At 60.5% G+C, this 16,569-nt stretch carries 11 protein-coding genes and 2 tRNA genes; 1 reads left to right on the top strand and 12 read right to left on the bottom strand.

Annotated features, from left to right (window positions below):
* Positions 1-18: 18 nt before the first annotated feature.
* Both ACFSJC_RS08465 and ACFSJC_RS08460 read right to left on the bottom strand, forming a co-directional pair.
* On the bottom strand, positions 19-996 hold the full coding sequence (locus ACFSJC_RS08465) for an ABC transporter permease (RefSeq protein WP_386025656.1): 978 nt from the start codon (positions 994-996) through the stop codon (positions 19-21).
* Positions 993-3,122 (bottom strand): ABC transporter substrate-binding protein, encoded by a 2,130-nt coding sequence (locus ACFSJC_RS08460; RefSeq protein ID WP_386025654.1) that lies wholly within the window; start codon positions 3,120-3,122, stop codon positions 993-995. The genes ACFSJC_RS08465 and ACFSJC_RS08460 overlap by 4 nt, the downstream gene beginning before the upstream one ends.
* Before the next feature lie 437 nt (positions 3,123-3,559).
* Here ACFSJC_RS08460 and ACFSJC_RS08455 point away from each other — a divergent pair, with 437 nt between their 5' ends.
* On the top strand, positions 3,560-4,336 hold the full coding sequence (locus tag ACFSJC_RS08455; protein ID WP_386025652.1) for an enoyl-ACP reductase FabI: 777 nt from the start codon (positions 3,560-3,562) through the stop codon (positions 4,334-4,336).
* 139 nt (positions 4,337-4,475) lie between these two features.
* Here ACFSJC_RS08455 and ACFSJC_RS08450 read toward each other — a convergent pair whose 3' ends face one another.
* The 10 genes from ACFSJC_RS08450 to hemN form a co-directional block, all read right to left on the bottom strand.
* Positions 4,476-6,392, bottom strand: a complete 1,917-nt coding sequence (locus ACFSJC_RS08450; RefSeq protein ID WP_386025650.1) for a SurA N-terminal domain-containing protein — start codon at positions 6,390-6,392, stop codon at positions 4,476-4,478.
* A 75-nt stretch (positions 6,393-6,467) separates the two neighbouring features.
* Positions 6,468-6,544, bottom strand: a tRNA-Asp gene (locus ACFSJC_RS08445).
* A 6-nt stretch (positions 6,545-6,550) separates the two neighbouring features.
* A tRNA-Val gene (locus ACFSJC_RS08440) sits at positions 6,551-6,626 on the bottom strand.
* Positions 6,627-6,639: 13 nt separating this feature from the next.
* Positions 6,640-6,951 (bottom strand): HU family DNA-binding protein, encoded by a 312-nt coding sequence (locus tag ACFSJC_RS08435; protein ID WP_386025648.1) that lies wholly within the window; start codon positions 6,949-6,951, stop codon positions 6,640-6,642.
* A 307-nt stretch (positions 6,952-7,258) separates the two neighbouring features.
* Positions 7,259-9,718, bottom strand: a complete 2,460-nt coding sequence (gene lon / locus ACFSJC_RS08430) for an endopeptidase La (protein ID WP_386025646.1) — start codon at positions 9,716-9,718, stop codon at positions 7,259-7,261.
* Between the two features lie 215 nt (positions 9,719-9,933).
* Entirely contained in the window at positions 9,934-11,208 is a 1,275-nt protein-coding gene (gene clpX, locus ACFSJC_RS08425) for an ATP-dependent Clp protease ATP-binding subunit ClpX (RefSeq protein ID WP_386025644.1), read from the bottom strand.
* Between the two features lie 196 nt (positions 11,209-11,404).
* Complete coding sequence (clpP, locus tag ACFSJC_RS08420) at positions 11,405-12,046, bottom strand: ATP-dependent Clp endopeptidase proteolytic subunit ClpP (protein ID WP_386025642.1); 642 nt, start codon at positions 12,044-12,046, stop codon at positions 11,405-11,407.
* Positions 12,047-12,124: 78 nt separating this feature from the next.
* Complete coding sequence (tig, locus tag ACFSJC_RS08415; protein ID WP_386025640.1) at positions 12,125-13,426, bottom strand: trigger factor; 1,302 nt, start codon at positions 13,424-13,426, stop codon at positions 12,125-12,127.
* A 158-nt stretch (positions 13,427-13,584) separates the two neighbouring features.
* Positions 13,585-15,171: a long-chain-fatty-acid--CoA ligase gene (locus ACFSJC_RS08410; protein WP_386025638.1), complete on the bottom strand. Its 1,587-nt coding sequence runs from the start codon at positions 15,169-15,171 to the stop codon at positions 13,585-13,587.
* Positions 15,172-15,182: 11 nt separating this feature from the next.
* A complete protein-coding gene (gene hemN / locus ACFSJC_RS08405; RefSeq protein ID WP_386025636.1) occupies positions 15,183-16,568 on the bottom strand; it encodes an oxygen-independent coproporphyrinogen III oxidase in 1,386 nt (461 codons plus the stop codon).
* Between the last annotated feature and the right edge of the window lies 1 nt (position 16,569).

Raw genomic sequence — 16,569 nt, 5'->3', positions numbered from 1 at the left:
GAAACCTCTCCTTGCCGTTCATTGCAATCGAACCCTCGGATCGACCAGGGTATAGGAGATATCGGTCAGTATCAGCCCCAGGATGTAGAGCACGGCCCCCAGGAAGACCATCGAACGCACGATCGCGAAATCCTGATTGCTGATGGCATCGATGGTATAGCTGCCGAGTCCGGGAATGCCGAAGAAGGACTCGCTGATGAGGCTGCCCATGAAGAGGAGCGGCAGCACAACCACCACGCCCGTGAGGATGGGGATGAGTGCGTTGCGCAGCACATGACCGAAGAGCACGCGTCGCTCGCCGAGTCCCTTGGCCCGGGCGGTGCGCACATAGTCCTTGGCGATTTCCTCCAGGAACAGCGTCCGATACCAGCGCGTTCCCGAGCCGATACCGCCGATGACGCCGACGATGACCGGCAGAATCAGAAACTTCCAGGCATTCAGACCCGTGTCGTAGCCCGAGATGGGCACCAGATGGAAGAGTTTACCGAGAACGAACTGGCCGCCGATGATGTAGAAGAGGCTCGAAATCGAGAGCATGGCCACCAGCAGCACGACGCTGGCGAGATCGACGTAGGTCGCCCGGAAGAAGACGATGAAGAGCGCAAAGCTGATATTGAAGGCCAAACCGACCAGGAGAACCGGCACCGCGATCGCCAGACTGGGCCACATGCGCTGCGAGATGTCGTAGCCGATATCTCGCCCTTCGTCCGAGGAACCGAACTGGAAGACGAACAGCTTGGCCGATTTCTCGAAAAAGATGGTATCGGTGAGCCGACCCAATCCCTCCGCGCCTGCGTTGTAGAGCAACGGCTTGCCGTAGCCGTGGTCCGCTTTCCATGCCTGAACCGCCTCCTGGGTCACCCGCTTCTCACCGAGTTGCATGCGCGCCATGTCGTCGGGGGAATTGACCACGAAAAAGAGCAGGAAGGTGATGAGATTGACCCCGACCAGGATCGGAATCGCATAGAGCAGACGGCGGATGATGTAGGCGATCACAGCGCGGTACTCCGTTCGCGTCGACGGACCATCCACCAGGCCGGAATCACCAGCAGTGCAACCAGGGCGCCGAGCGTCCACAGCGGCCAGGTGACGGGGCGGTTCCACTCATCGCGCAGACGCGCGCGCAGAACCGGATCGATGCGCCGATATTTGAGGGTGTTGTTGGCCATCTGATTCGGGTAGGCGTTCATGAGCCAGCGATGATGCAGACTGAATGCCTTGGGATAGAAGCCCCAGCTCCAGGGTGCATCGGCACGGACGATCTCCAGCATGCGATCGATCACGGCCTGACGCTCGGGTCCCGAATCCATGTATTTCATCTGATCGAAGAGACGGTCGAACTCTGGATTGACGTAGTTGGAGGCATTTTCGCCCTGATGCGCCACCTTGCCGTTGGGGCCATAGAGCAGAAAGAGGAAGTTCTCCGGATCCGGATAATCGGCATTCCAGCCCCACATGTAGACCTGACCAACGCCAGTGCGCATCTTTTCCTGGAAGCGGTTGTAGTCGGTCGCGCGGATCACCAGCTCGATACCGAGTTTGGCGAACTGCTTGCGCAGCCAGTTGAGCCGCGCCTTGTCGTCCGGGCCGGTCGCCACCTCTTCATAGTTGATCGCGAGCGCGCGCCCGGTCGCCGGATCCACGCCGCCCGGATAGCCCGCCTCCGCCATCAGCCGTTTGGCCTCGTCGAGACTCCGACGCACCGCCCGGCCATCGCGCCACTCGTAGACATAGTGGTTGATCCCCGCCTCACCCTCGCGATGCCCGAAGATCCCCGGAGGCAGCGGCCCCTGCGCGACCGCCCCCCGGCCATTGGTGAAGATCGAGACGAACTCCTCGAAATCGACCGCGATCGAGATCGCCCGCCGCAGCAGTCGCGCACGCTCCGAATCGCCACCGACGACCGAGTCGAGCATGTTGAAGCCCATGTAATAGACGATGGGCTCGACGCTCGTGAGGAGCGAGATCCCCCGCTCGCGGATCTGAGGCGTGAGGATCGGCTCGCCCCGCGCATCGATCTGCACCGCCTGGTCGAAGGCATCCGAGGTGATCCCAGAGCTGTCGTAATAGCCCTGGAGAAACTTGTTCCAACGCGGAACGTTCTCCTTCTCCAGACTGTAGATGGCCCGATCGATGAAGGGGATCGGCCTGCCGGCATCCGCGAGAATGCCCGACTCGGCATCGCCTGGCATACCCTCGACCGGATAGCGCTCGCCGTGGAAATTGGGGTTACGCTCCAGCACCATGCGCAGACTCGGATTGTTCTCGGTCAGCATGTAAGGACCCGTGCCCACCGGGCTCCAGTCGAGCAGGATATTGCGCTCGGCCAACCCGGGCTGGGCATAGAAGAGATCGGCCTCCCACGGCATGGGGGCGAAGAAGGTCATCGCCAGCCAGTAATTGAACTGCGGATACTTGCCCTTGAGGCTGATCCTGAAGCTGTAGCGGTCGAGCGTCTCCACTCCCGAGATCCGCGCACGGCGCAGCGTTTCGACCTGCTCCAACGCGCCCTGCTCTTCCACGGCGCCCAATTCATCCGCGAGAGCACCGAAGCCACGAATGTGCTCCCGCATCAGCCCGGCGATCGGCGAATGCAGCCAGGGCGCGGCCAGCCGCTTGATCTGATAGAGGAAATCGTCGGCCGTCAGCTCGCGCGTGCCCGTCTCGCGAAAATCGGCGAGCTGATCGATGCCATCGAGGTCGGCCGAGGTCAAGGCATGGTAGAGATAGCGACCCTCGGCATCGCGGGCGAAGGCCGGATGCGGCTGATAGCGGATACCGGGCTTGATGTGGACGAGGTAGTCGCTGCGCGCGATCGTCTCGATGGGCGCATCCTGCGGCAAGGGGTTTCCGGCGGCATCGAAGTAACGGGGTACCGGCACCTCGGCCGCCGACAGGGGCACCACGCGATAGGGCTTGAGCAGGAAATGGTATTGCAGCGGCGGCTCGTAGATCTGAGACAGAAAGACGGTCTCGTCCGAACCGTAGGAACGCGCTGGATCCAAATGCTTTGGACGTTCGTAGAAGGAGCTGTAATAGGTGTTGGAATCGACGTCCGAGGACGGGTAGGGGGAATTCCAAGAGGAATCGCCGCACCCAACCAATGCAAACAGCGCGATCACGAGGATCGCGGTCCGGATCAACCTGATCAATGACTTTGGCTCCCACCCACACGTTTAGCCCAACTCCGGCAACAGACGCCCCAGCCGCGCAACAGATTGAAGCCCTTCGCGCCCTGTGTGCGCTTTAGGGTTCGACTGCTCTTTTGAGGTTTAACCAAATAGCAAGATTGGGTACTGTAACCGCCCGGCTGGGCCTGCTCGTTCGGATTCTATCCCGAGGCTCGTGCCAAGCGCATTGGGGACAACCCCCGGCATCCCGCATCTGCGTCGCGCCTGGACTTCAGTCCGCGACCGCTGCACATCATGGAGTTCGAAGCTTCGAGCCACCACCGAGCGCAGGCAGAGCCGCGAGGTCGAAAGCACCTGCGGCGGTTCCAGCCCAGAACACGACCGGCGCCACGATGCGCCGACAACAGAATGGAAAGAGACGAAACATCATGGGTTTTCTAGAAGGCAAAAAGATCCTCGTCACGGGCGTGGCGAGCAATCGCTCGATCGCTTGGGGCTGCGCCGAGGCCATGCACAAGCAGGGTGCCGAAATTGCCCTGACCTATCAGAACGAGAAGCTGAAGTCGCGCGTCGAGGAGATGGCGAGCAAGTGCGGCTCCGACATCGCCCTGCCGCTCGACGTCGGCAAGGACGAGAACATCGAGGCGCTCTTCGCCTCCCTGGCCGAGCACTGGGACGGACTCGACGCCATCGTGCACTCCATCGCCTTCGCGCCGCGCGAGCAGCTTGAGGGCGACTACGTGGACGCCGTCACCCGCGAAGGATTCGCCACGGCCCATGAGATCAGTTCCTACAGTTTCGCAGCCCTGGCCAAGGCCGGACGCGCCATGATGGAGGGACGCAACGGCGCGCTGCTCACCATGTCCTATCTGGGCGCGGTGCGCGCAGTGCCGCACTACAACGTCATGGGCGTGGCCAAGGCGAGCCTAGAGGCCAACGTGCGCTATCTCTCGGCCTCGCTCGGCCCCCAAGGAACGCGCGTGAATGCCATCTCGGCTGGCCCGATCCGGACCCTCGCCGCAGCTGGTATCTCCGACTTCCGAGACATGCTGAAGAAGGTGGAAGAGCGCACACCGATGCGCCGTAACGTGACGATCGAGGAGGTCGGCAACGCCGCCGCCTTCCTCTGCTCGGATCTGGCATCGGGTATCACGGGCGACGTGATCTACGTGGATACCGGATACCACATTCTCGGGCTGGGTTGATTCCGGTCTAGGCTGGCATCGGATCGGATCGATCCGCTGAGACAGATGGCGCCGAATCGCTCGGCGCCATCATTTGGAGGGGTCATCGACACGCAAACGGGAGTGACCTCATCACGAGACCCTCACGCTTGAACACGGGTCAGGGAGTCTCTTCGATTCCTGTCGTCTTACGCTCGATGTTCGCGCGTCGCTCGATGTCGTCCATCATCGCCGTATAGAGCTGGCGCCCCATCAGCTGAGAGAGCATGGAGGCATCGGGAGACGGCTTGCCCTTCTCCGCCATCCTGGTCTCGCCATCCTGAACGGCGGTGACGCGCACGACCGCTGCATCCCCATCATCCAGTGAGGCCGTTCCAACGCTGGCCTGCCCGGCTACGGGCGCCGGGAGCTTGAAGGCCGCATCCAGCACGGAGGCAGGAACCTTGGGGTCACTCCGCCCGACGAGCGCCGGAGCATCGGCCTTTTCCGCCAAGGTCGCCCAGTCGCCACCCTCGCGGAGCTGCTTGGCCAACGCATCGGCCGCCTTGGCCGCCTTGGCCTCGGCACCCGCCTGCTTGAGTCGTGCGACGATCTCATCGCGCACCGCGTCGAGCGGCTTGGTCGATGCCTCGCGATGGTCAGCGACACGCAGCACGATCGCCTGAAGCTGATCGCGATCCGGCTCGATCATGTCGCTATTGGAGCCAGCGTTGAGCACCTCGTCGCTGAAGGCGGCGGCCATCACTTTGGGATTGGCGAAGATACCCGTACCGCCCTCACGACTCATCCAATCGCTGTGCTGCACGCTGAGCCCCAACTCCTCGGCCGCAGGCTCAAGGCTGTCTGGGGATTCGTACACGATATTGGCCAGACGTTCGCCCAGATCGTAATAGAGCGAATCTGTTTTCTGCTTGGCGACCTCGGTGCGCAGGGTATCCTTCACCGCCTCGAAGGGCTGCACCTGCGCGGGGGTGACCGAGGTCACTTCGATCAGATGGTAGCCAAACGGCGTGCGCACCGGCTCGCTCAGCTGACCGACCGGCAAATCAAAGGCGACGCGCTCGAAGGCAGGATCCATCACACCCTTCTCGACGGTCCCCAAATCCCCGCCTTTGGCTGCGCTCCCTGGGTCCTTAGAGCTTTCCTTCGCCACCTCCTCGAAGGATTCACCGCCCAGGATGCGCTCACGTAGCGTCTTGATCGCTTCGAGCACCCCGTTCGCGGTCGCCTCGTCGGCGTCCTTGGGCACCGTCAGCAAAATATGGCGCATCTGGCGCCGCTCCGGCACGACGAAACGGCCCTTTTCCGACGCGTACTGCTGACTCAATTCGTCATCGCTGACCGACACCTTGGATGCGAGGGTCGTGGAGTCCAGCAAGAGATAATCCAGCTTGACCTGCTCGGGGGTCTGGAAATCGTTCGAATGCGTCTTGTAATAGTCGTCGATCGCGGCGTCGTCGACACTGACCCCATCGAGGTAATCGCCAGAGGCGAATCGAAGGAAGGAAATCTCGCGTTTTTGATCCGCAAGCTTTTGATAATCAGCGAGTTCGGATGCAGTTACAAATGCGCTCGCACCAACCGCTCGTACCAGTTGCATCCCTGCCAATTGCTGCCGCAACTGGTGTTCGAACATCGCCGGCGACATTCCCTGCAGCTGTAGGACTCGATTGTAGGCATCCTGGTCGAAACGCCCGTCGCGCAGAAAGGCTCGCTCAGACAGGATCTGCATCTGGACCTCTTGGTCCGAAACGCGCAGGCCGAGCCGCTTGGTCGTATCGAACAGCAAGGCGTCTCGGATCATCTCGTCCAAGACCTCGGAGCGTAACGTCTTGTCGTCGAAGCCCGCCGTGTCGTAGGCAGCACCGAGACGCTCGCGCAGCTCGTACCTTGCCTGTTGCACGCGTTTATCGAGATCTCTCTGCGAGATTTCAGCCCCGTTCACCGTTGCAGCGATCGGCTCGCCTCCGATGTCGAGATAGGACTGAATACCCCATAGCGCAAATGGAATACTGATCAGAATGACGATCGCCCAAGCGATCCACCCTTGAGCACGGTCACGGATAGTCTGAAGCATGGCGAGTACGCAGAAGTGTATGGGATTCAGATAAAAGAAAGGGGCATCCAATGGATGCCCCGATTCTAATCAAGATGGCGGAGCGGACGGGGCTCGAACCCGCGACCCCCGGCGTGACAGGCCGGTATTCTAACCATCTGAACTACCGCTCCAAATTTTGGTGGGTGCTGCAGGGCTTGAACCTGCGACCCTCGCCTTGTAAGGGCGATGCTCTCCCAACTGAGCTAAGCACCCTTGAGACGAGAACTTATTGTACTGCATCCTTCAGTGCTTTACCAGCCTTAAATGAAGGATTTTTCGAGGCCTTAATCTCGATGGTCGCGCCCGTTTGAGGGTTACGGCCAGTCCGGGCGGCACGCTCCTTAACAGAGAAGGTTCCAAACCCGATGAGCGATACAGTATCGCCGTTTTTCAGCGCGATTGCAACCTCATCTGTAAAAGTATCCAGCGCACGTGCCGCAGCGGACTTGGAGATATCTGCAGCATCAGCCATCTTTTCGATGAGTTCGGACTTGTTCATCTGTTTCCCCTGTTGATAACAGCTTTCTTTATTCGCCAATTGAACTGCGGTGTCGCTTTCGGCCGGACCACCGTCTCGCAACCTGAGAGGTGACCGCACAACCCTGTCACGAACCCCTTCAGTAGTCGATGCATGCTATGACGGAGACATCGGAAGGGCAACCCGCATTTGATCACGTCCAGCAAGCCGGACGACCGAAAGACCACTATGCCCCCAAAGAACGCCCTGTCAATCGTTCAACGCAACCAAATTTCCGCTGCGAAACGAGGAAAGAACGAACAGAGATCCGTAGCCCTCGAAAAATACCCGAGAAACTACGGATCGAGAGGGTTCGAACGACGCCCTGCTAGTGATGCAAACGCGCATTCTGATCGCGCGAGGCATCCGTACTGGAATCATGCGCCTCCTCATCGTCCGGCCTAGGCTCACCGCCATCCATAACGGCCTCCTTGGGCTCCGGACGACCGACCAGCGCGAGGTCCAGCACCTCATCGATCCAGCGCACCGGATGGATCTTCAGATGCTGCTTGATGTTCTTCGGGATCTCGGTCAGATCGCGCTCGTTCTCCATCGGAATGATGACGGTCTCGATACCGCCACGGTGAGCCGCGAGCAACTTCTCCTTGAGCCCACCGATCGGCAACACCTCGCCACGCAGCGTGATCTCCCCCGTCATGGCAACGGTCGACCGCACCGGAATCTTGGTCAGCGCGGAGACCAACGCGGTGCACATGGCGACACCCGCACTCGGACCATCCTTCGGGGTAGCCCCTTCAGGCACGTGAATATGCACATCGAACTTGTTATGGAAGTCGAGCGGAACGCCAAGGGCATCGGCGCGGGCGCGCACCACGGTCATGGCCGCCTGAATCGACTCCTGCATGACATCGCCAAGCTGACCCGTGTAGGTGAATTTGCCTTTACCCGGAACGAGCGCCGATTCGATACGCAGCAATTCGCCGCCGACCTCGGTCCACGCCAAGCCGGTAACCTGTCCGATCTGATCATGCTCGTCGGCGCGCCCGTAGCGATAGCGCTGAACACCGAGATATTTCTCCAGCGATTTGGAGGTCACGACCGTCGGCGCATCGCGCTTCTTGAGCAGCACCTCCTTGACGACCTTACGGCAGACCTTGGAGATCTCGCGCTCCAGGTTGCGCACACCCGCCTCGCGCGTGTAGTGCCGAATGATGTCGCGCAAGGCGGCCTCGCGGATCACCAGTTCGCCAGACTTGAGCCCGTTGTTGCGAGTCTGCTTGGGAACCAGATAGCGTTCGGCGATGGCGACCTTCTCATCCTCGGTGTAGCCCGAAAGACGAATCACCTCCATGCGATCCAGTAGCGCGGGCGGAATATTGAGCGTGTTGGCGGTGCCGACGAACATCACCTCGGACAGGTCGAAATCGACCTCCAGATAGTGATCCGCGAAGGTGTGATTCTGCTCGGGATCCAACACCTCCAAGAGCGCCGAGGCCGGATCGCCTCGAAAATCCATCGCCATCTTGTCGATCTCGTCGAGCAGGAAGAAGGCGTTACGCGAACCAGCCTTGGACAGATTCTGAATGATCTTGCCCGGAAGCGCACCGATATAGGTCCGGCGATGCCCCCGAATCTCGGCCTCGTCACGCACGCCGCCGAGCGACATGCGCACGAACTTGCGATTGGTCGCGCGCGCGATCGACTGGCCGAGCGAGGTCTTGCCGACGCCCGGAGGCCCGACCAGACAGAGGATCGGCCCCTTCAACTTGCGCACCCGCTGCTGCACGGCGAGATATTCGAGGATCCGCTCCTTCACGCGCTCCAGACCATAGTGATCCTTGTCCAGGACGGACTCGGCGACCTTGATGTCGTTGCGGATGCGGGTGCGCTTCTTCCAGGGTACGTTGACCAGGGTGTCGATGTAGTTGCGCACCACCGTGGCCTCGGCCGACATGGGCGACATCAGCTTGAGCTTGTTCAGTTCGCCCTGGGCCTTGTCCTTTGCTTCGCGCGGCATGCCGGCGGCCTCGATCCGGTTGGCCAGATCCTCGATCTCGTTCGGCGCATCTTCGAGTTCGCCCAGTTCCTTCTGGATGGCCTTCATCTGCTCGTTCAGATAGTACTCGCGCTGATTCTTCTCCATCTGACGCTTGACGCGTCCACGGATGCGCTTCTCCATCTGCAGGATGTCGTTCTCGGACTCCATCAGTCCCATCAGATGCTCGAGACGCGCCTGAACATCGACCATCTCCAGCACATGCTGCTTCTCGTCGAGCTTGAGCGACATGTGCGCGGCCATGGTGTCGGCGAGACGCCCCGGATCATCGATGCTGGCCAGAGACGACAGCACCTCGGGCGGAACCTTCTTATTGAGCTTCACATACTGATCGAACAGCGCCATCGCCGAGCGCATCAGGACTTCCTGCTCACGCTCATCGACATCCAGCGTTTCCGGGAGCGGCTCGATCAAGGCCGAAAACGCCTCCTCCGTCGTGAGGAAGCGCTCGATATGCGCACGCTGATTGCCCTCGACCAGAACCTTGACGGTTCCATCGGGCAGCTTCAGCAGTTGAAGAATATTGGCCAGGGTGCCGATCTGATGGAGATCCTTGACCGTCGGATCGTCGACTTCGGCGCTCTTCTGCGCAATGAGGAGGATCTGCTTGTCGCTCGACATTGCACTGTCGAGGGCGTGAATGGACTTATCGCGCCCGACGAAAAGCGGGATCACCATGTGCGGATAGACGACGACATCCCGAAGCGGGAGCACCGGCACTTCTTGGCGGTTTGAGGTATCAGTCGTGGAAACAGTATCGTGTTGCGACATGAAAACGTATCTCGTCAAAGCAACAGTCCACGCACTGGCGACACGAGTATCCACCGGTCTACTCGCCGAATCGCCACCGTAGATGTCGGTGTGGTGGGAATGTTGACAGGGTCGGGGCGAAGGTCATCGAGTTCAACGATGACCCGAACCGCCCAACCTGGATCTATCCAGACGACCTCACCAGGACTGCATGCCAAGGTCCGAACGCGCGAAGATCAATCCGCTGCAGCGGCTTGTTTCTCGACCCCGTCATAAATCAGGAAGGGTTTGTTTTCACCGGCAATGACGGAGGCATCGATCACCACCTTGCTCACATGCTCCATCGAAGGCAGATCGTACATGGTGTCGAGCAGGATCTGCTCCATGATGGTCCGAAGACCACGCGCGCCAGTCTTGCGCTCCATCGCCTTGCGGGAGATTTCACGCAGGGCGTCTTCGCGGATCTCGAGCGTCACGCCTTCCATCTCGAACAAGCGCGCGTACTGCTTGACCATGGCGTGCTTCGGCTCGGTCAGGATCAGCATGAGCGCGGCCTCGTCCAGCTCCTCCAACGTCGCCATGACGGGCAGGCGGCCGACGAACTCGGGAATCAGACCGTAACGGATGAGATCCTCCGGCTCGACCGCACTCAACAGTTCACCGATCTGACGCCCATCGCTCACGCTGTGGACCTCGGCCGAGAAACCGATCCCCGTCTTGCGCGAGCGGTTCTGAATCACCTTGTCCAGACCAGCGAAGGCGCCGCCCACGATGAAGAGGATGTTGGATGTATCGACCTGCAGGAACTCCTGCTGGGGATGTTTGCGCCCGCCCTGCGGAGGAACGGAGGCAACAGTACCCTCGATGAGCTTCAGCAGCGCCTGCTGAACGCCCTCGCCCGAAACATCGCGGGTAATCGAGGGATTGTCCGATTTGCGCGAGATCTTGTCGATCTCGTCGATATAGACGATGCCGGTCTGCGCCTTCTCGACGTCGTAGTCGCACTTCTGCAGCAGTTTTTGAATGATGTTCTCGACATCCTCGCCCACATAACCAGCCTCGGTAAGGGTCGTGGCGTCGGCGATGGTGAAGGGCACATTCAGCAACCGCGCCAGCGTCTCTGCCAAAAGCGTCTTACCGGAGCCGGTCGGCCCGATCAGAAGGATATTGCTCTTGGCGATCTCGATATCTTCCTTGGCCTCGGCCACCTCAAGACGCTTGTAATGGTTGTAGACGGCGACGGACAGAACCTTCTTTGCCTTCTCCTGACCGATGACGAACTCATCCAGGCGCGCATTGATCTCGCGCGGCTTGGGCAGGTGGTTGGTCGTTTCACCGACGCTTTCCTGCATCTCCTCGCGGATGATATCGTTGCAGAGTTCGACGCATTCGTCGCAGATGAACACGGAAGGGCCGGCGATGAGTTTGCGGACTTCGTGCTGGCTCTTACCACAGAAGGAACAATAGAGCAGCTTACCTTCGTCGCTCTTGCCGTGGTTGTTTCCGCTCATCGGGGGTAGTTCTCCGGGGGGGCTATAAGGGACGCACATCCAGCAGTCCCGAGTGAGGCAAACTCAATCATAACCGTTTGGGCATATATGGCAAGACGGTTAAACACAGGGTTTGTCCGGCGTCACAAATCCGGACGCGCAGTCATTTTGAGGTGTGGCCGTCGGGCACCGACACCCGACGACGCGTCATGCGAGTTCAGCTTTTTGCCGCCGGGCCGCGCTCGTTGATCACCTTGTCGATCAGACCATATTCTTGGGCGGCGTCTCCACCCATGAAACGGTCGCGTTCGGTGTCCTCGGCGATCTTCTCGATCGGCTGCCCCGTGTGGTCCGCCAGGATTTGATTGAGACGCTCACGGATGTAGAGGATTTCGCGCGCGTGGATATCGATATCCGTCGCCTGCCCCTGAAAGCCGCCCAAGGGCTGATGAATCATCATCCGCGAATGCGGCAAACAGAAACGCTTACCGGCCGCGCCGCCTGCGAGCAGCAGCGCACCCATACTCGCAGCCTGACCGATGCACATGGTGCTCACGTCGGGACGGATGAAGCGCATGGTGTCGTAGATCGCCAGACCGGCCGTCACCGAACCACCCGGCGAGTTGATATAGAGATGGATATCCTTGTCGGGATTCTCGGATTCGAGAAACAGCAACTGGGCAACCACGAGGTTCGCCATGTGATCCTCGACCGGACCGACGAGAAAGATCACACGCTCTTTGAGCAACCGAGAATAGATGTCGAACGAGCGCTCGCCACGGGCGGTCTGCTCGACGACGATAGGGACTAGGCCCAGCCCTTGGGGCTGCCAGTCAGTACGACTCAGGGGATTGCTCATGGATTGGACTTCACCTGTATCTGGATACTGCGCTCCGAAGAGACGATCTCCGGAGCGACCATTGGACCAGATCCGCGCCTATTGGGCGCCGGACGACGGATTGGTCAGTTCCTCAAACGACAGCGGCTCTTCCTCGACAGTCACCTCTTCAAGCACCAGATCGACGACCTGACCCTCAAGCACAAGGCTCTCGAACGAGCTCAACAGTTCCTTGTTGCCATAGTAGTAATCGACCACCGCCTGCGGTTGCTCGTAGGTGGATGCCGCCTGCTCGACCGCCTCGCGCACACGATCCGGGTCTGCAGTCAGCCCGCGATCGTTGACGATCTTGCCGAGAATCAGGCCCAGCGCGACTCGGCGGCGAGCACCGTCCGCGAACAACTGAGGAGGCAGCTCCATCTTGCCAGCACCACCCAATGCCTGGCGCATCTGGTCGGCCATCGCCTTCACCTCGGACTCGATCAGCGCCTTCGGCACATCGATGCTATTCGCATCGAAGAGCAGATCCATCACGCCTTCCTTAGTGCGGGCAGTGAGACGCTGCTTCAACTCCCGCTCCATATTGGCGCGGACGTCGGACTTGAAGCGCTCGATGTCGCCGTCTTCGACTCCAAACATCTCGACGAATTCCGCATCGACCTCAGGCAGCCGAGATTCGGCAACCTCATCGACGGTCACCTCGAAACGCACCGGCTTGCCAGCCAGATGCTCGGCCTGATAGGAATCGGGAAAGGTCAGGTCAAGCGTGCGCTGCTCGCCGGCGGAGGCGCCGAGCAAACCATCCTCGAAACCTGGGATCATCCGACTGGTGCCGAGTTCGATCTTGAAGCCCGAGCTGGACCCGCCCTCGAAGGGCTCGCCATCGACGGTACCGGAGAAGGAAATAGTCAACTGATCACCGCTCTGGCAGGCGCGATCCACCGCCACCCAGGTCTTACGCTGCTCGCGCAGACGCTCGATCATGGCCTCCAGATCCGCATCGGTCAGCTCGCTGACCGGTCGCTTGACGGTCTTTCCATCGAGCGAGGCCAGCTCGAACTCAGGCATAACTTCGAAGATCGCGGTGAAACCGAACTTCTGACCCTCGAGATCGATGTCGGGTTCGATAGACGGCATGCCGACTGGACGCAAGGACTCCTGCTCCAATGCCTCCATGAAGCTGGACTGCACCAGTTCGCTAAAAACCTCCTGCTGGACCTGATCGGAGAAACGCTTCCGCAACACCTTCATGGGAACCTTGCCCGGACGGAAACCGGGCAATCTGGCGGTACGCGCAAACTGCTGCAAACGCTTTTCGACCTCACCCTCGATCTGCTCGAAAGGCAGATCGATCTTCATGCGCCGCTCGAGCCCTTCGCCCGCTTCCACCGAAACTTGCATTGACTGTCTCCCGTCGGTACCGCCAGTTTTGGTTCGGACCGCCCGTTACGTGAATCTTGACACAGGCACTCGGCCCATATCTTCAAAAGCCGGTCAGTATAGCTTGACGCAACCCGAGGATCCAAGCGCCATCAATCGACCCGCCCGGCCCCCTGCGCTCACTCGGAGAGGTTTCCGTCCGAGGCGATCGACGACGAACGCACGCCGCGTTCATGCTCGCCAGTCACGCGCAACTCGCGCTTGAGGATCTTGCCCGCCGCATTTTTCGGCAGGGATTCCCGGAGCAGGATGCGACGTGGAATCTCGTGCTGCCCCAGATGCAGACGACACCAGGACCGCAGATCCGCAGACTCGATCGCGGCTCCGGCGCGCAACGCGACATGCGCCACGGGCACCTCGCCATGTCGTGGGTCCGGATCGCCTACCACTGCAGCCTCCACGACATCGGGGTGACGATAGAGCACCTCCTCGATGACGCGCGGATAGACGTTCATCCCATTGGTGATGATCAGATCCTTGAGCCGGTCGACCAGATAGAAATATCCGTCCACGTCCCGATAACCCAGATCCCCAGTCCGAAACCAATCACCGAAGAAGCTCTGGCGCGTCGCCTCGGGCTGCTTGAAATATCCCTTCATGACACTCGGACCACGCACGCAGACCTCGCCTGTTTCGCCATCCGGCAGCGGTCGCCCGACAGCGTCCAAAATACATACCTCCACACTCGGAATAGGCACCCCGATCGATGCCGGGCGACGGTCGCCCCCGAGCGGATTGACGCAGGTGACGGGGCCGCATTCGGTCGGCCCGTCGCCTTCATGAACAGGGACGGCGAAACGCTGCTCGAAGGCCGACATCAGCGCCACGGGCATCGCCGCCCCTCCGCTGACGCACAAACGAATGCCCTTCCAATGCGCGACCCATGTATCGTCGAGCCGAAGCAGTACGCCGTACATGCTGGGCACACCGAGAAAGATGGTCGCGCCATGTGTCGCGATCGCAGTGGAAACGAGACGCGGGTCGAAACGCCCCACCGGGATCATCCCGCAGCCTTCGAGCAAAGGAGCCAGAATCCCGACCGTCGCCGCAAAAGCGTGAAACATGGGCAGCACGACCAATAGCCGGTCGTCATCGCCCAACGCCAATGCCCGCGCCACGCCGCGCGCGTTGGCGAGCAGATTCGCATGGGTCAGCATCGCCCCTTTGGGGCGCCCCGTGGTCCCAGAGGTATAGAGAATGACCGCGACCGAATCCAGCGGATCCAACGCAACTGCGGGAGCGCCCCTGGAAGAGGCCAACAGGTCAGCCAAGCGGACTTCGCCTTGAGAAAAACCATCGCCAATGCATACACGCACCGCAACGGTGGATATCTCTTGAAGCGCGGCGTCAGCAACCGTCTCGAAGACATCCTGACAGAAGAGGCCACGCGCCTCGCTGTCGGCGAGGATATAGGCCATCTCCTGGTAGTTGAGCAGGGTATTGATCGGTACGACGGTGGCGCCCGACTTGAGAATGCCGAGATAGGCGACCAGGAACTCGGGACAGTTGCCGCAGAGTAGCGCGACCCGGTCCCCTAGGGCGATACCCGCATCGGCGAGCGCACCCGCGACGGCATCGCTCGCCCGATCCAGTTCGGCAAAACTCCAGGAGCGCTCGTCGGCAAAGATACAGAGGGCATCCCCGCGCCGCGCCGCCGTTTTGCGGAACCGCGCGGGGATGTCGATGGAAGCGATGGCGGAAGCCACGCGAGGAGGAATCAGATGACCTTCGAGAAACCGATCGGGCCGGTCTTGGCCGCGAGATAGGCGTCGAAGGCCATGCAGATATTGCGGACCAGCAGACGACCGGGCGCCAGAATCCGAATCTGTTCCGAGTCGACAGCGACAAGACCGTCCTCGGTCATCCCCTTGAGCTTCTCCAGGCTATCGGCGAAATAGCTCGCGAAGTCGATCCCCCACTTGGCCTCGATCGAACGCATGTCCAGCTGAAAATGGCAAATCAGCCGGGTGATGACGTCGCGACGGATGAGGTCGTCCCGGTTCAATGCGATACCACGGAAGACCGGAAGGCGCCCCGCGTCAATGTCGGCGTAATACTCGTCCAGGCCGCGACGGTTCTGACCGTAGGTATTGTCGATCATGCCGATCGAAGTCACGCCGATCCCAATGAGGTCGCAATCGGCATGGGTGGAGTAGCCCTGGAAGTTGCGGTACAGGGTACCCGCCTGCTGGGCCAGGGTCAGCTCGTCGTCGGGACGGGCGAAATGGTCCATGCCGATATAGACATAACCCGCATCGGTAAGGCGCTGAATGGTCGCCTGCAGGATGTCGAGCTTCACCTGGGGCGCCGGCAGATCCGCATCGTTGATACGGCGCTGCGGCTTGAAGCGCTCGGGCAGGTGCGCGTAGTTGAAGATCGACATGCGCTGCGGATTGACCTCGATCACGCGATCGAGCGTCTTGAGGAAGCTGTCGACCGACTGGAACGGCAGACCGTAGATGAGATCGATACTGACCGAGCGGAAGCCCTCGTCGAGCGCCGCATTCAGCACCTCCATGGTCTGCGCTTCGGTCTGGACGCGGTTCACCGCCTCCTGCACTCGGGGATCGAAGTCCTGCACGCCCAGACTCATGCGATTGAAACCGATCTGACGCAGTACCTTGACGGTTTCCGCATTCGCCTCGCGCGGATCGATCTCGATCGAGTACTCGCCGACGTCGTCGCCGGCCAGGTTGAAGTGACGGCGCGTCACGTCCATAAGCTCGGTCATCTGCGCATTGCTGAGGAAGGTCGGCGTGCCGCCGCCCCAGTGCAGTTGCTCGACCTGACGCGACGAGTCGAACAGCGCCGCCTGCATCTCCAACTCTTTATAGACGCGATCCAGGTAGGGCTGCGCCAGAGAACGATCCTTGGTCGCGATCTTGTTGCAGGCGCAGTAGAAGCAGACCGTGTCGCAGAAAGGAATATGGAAATAGATCGAGAGCGGCCGGCCGCTCTCGTTGCTACGCGCGCAGGTCGCCTTGTAGGCCGTCTCATCGAAGGCCTCGTCGAACTCCACTGCGGTCGGGTACGAGGTATAGCGCGGACCGCTCTGGTCATACCGACGAATCAAATCAAGATCAAAGGAAACGCCTTGCTCCACC

It is taken from the genome of Thiorhodococcus fuscus, from assembly GCF_042682685.1.
Lineage (GTDB): Bacteria > Pseudomonadota > Gammaproteobacteria > Chromatiales > Chromatiaceae > Imhoffiella > Imhoffiella fuscus.
Note: the sequence above shows the minus strand (reverse complement) of the source record. Positions and strands in the feature narration are given on the sequence as shown.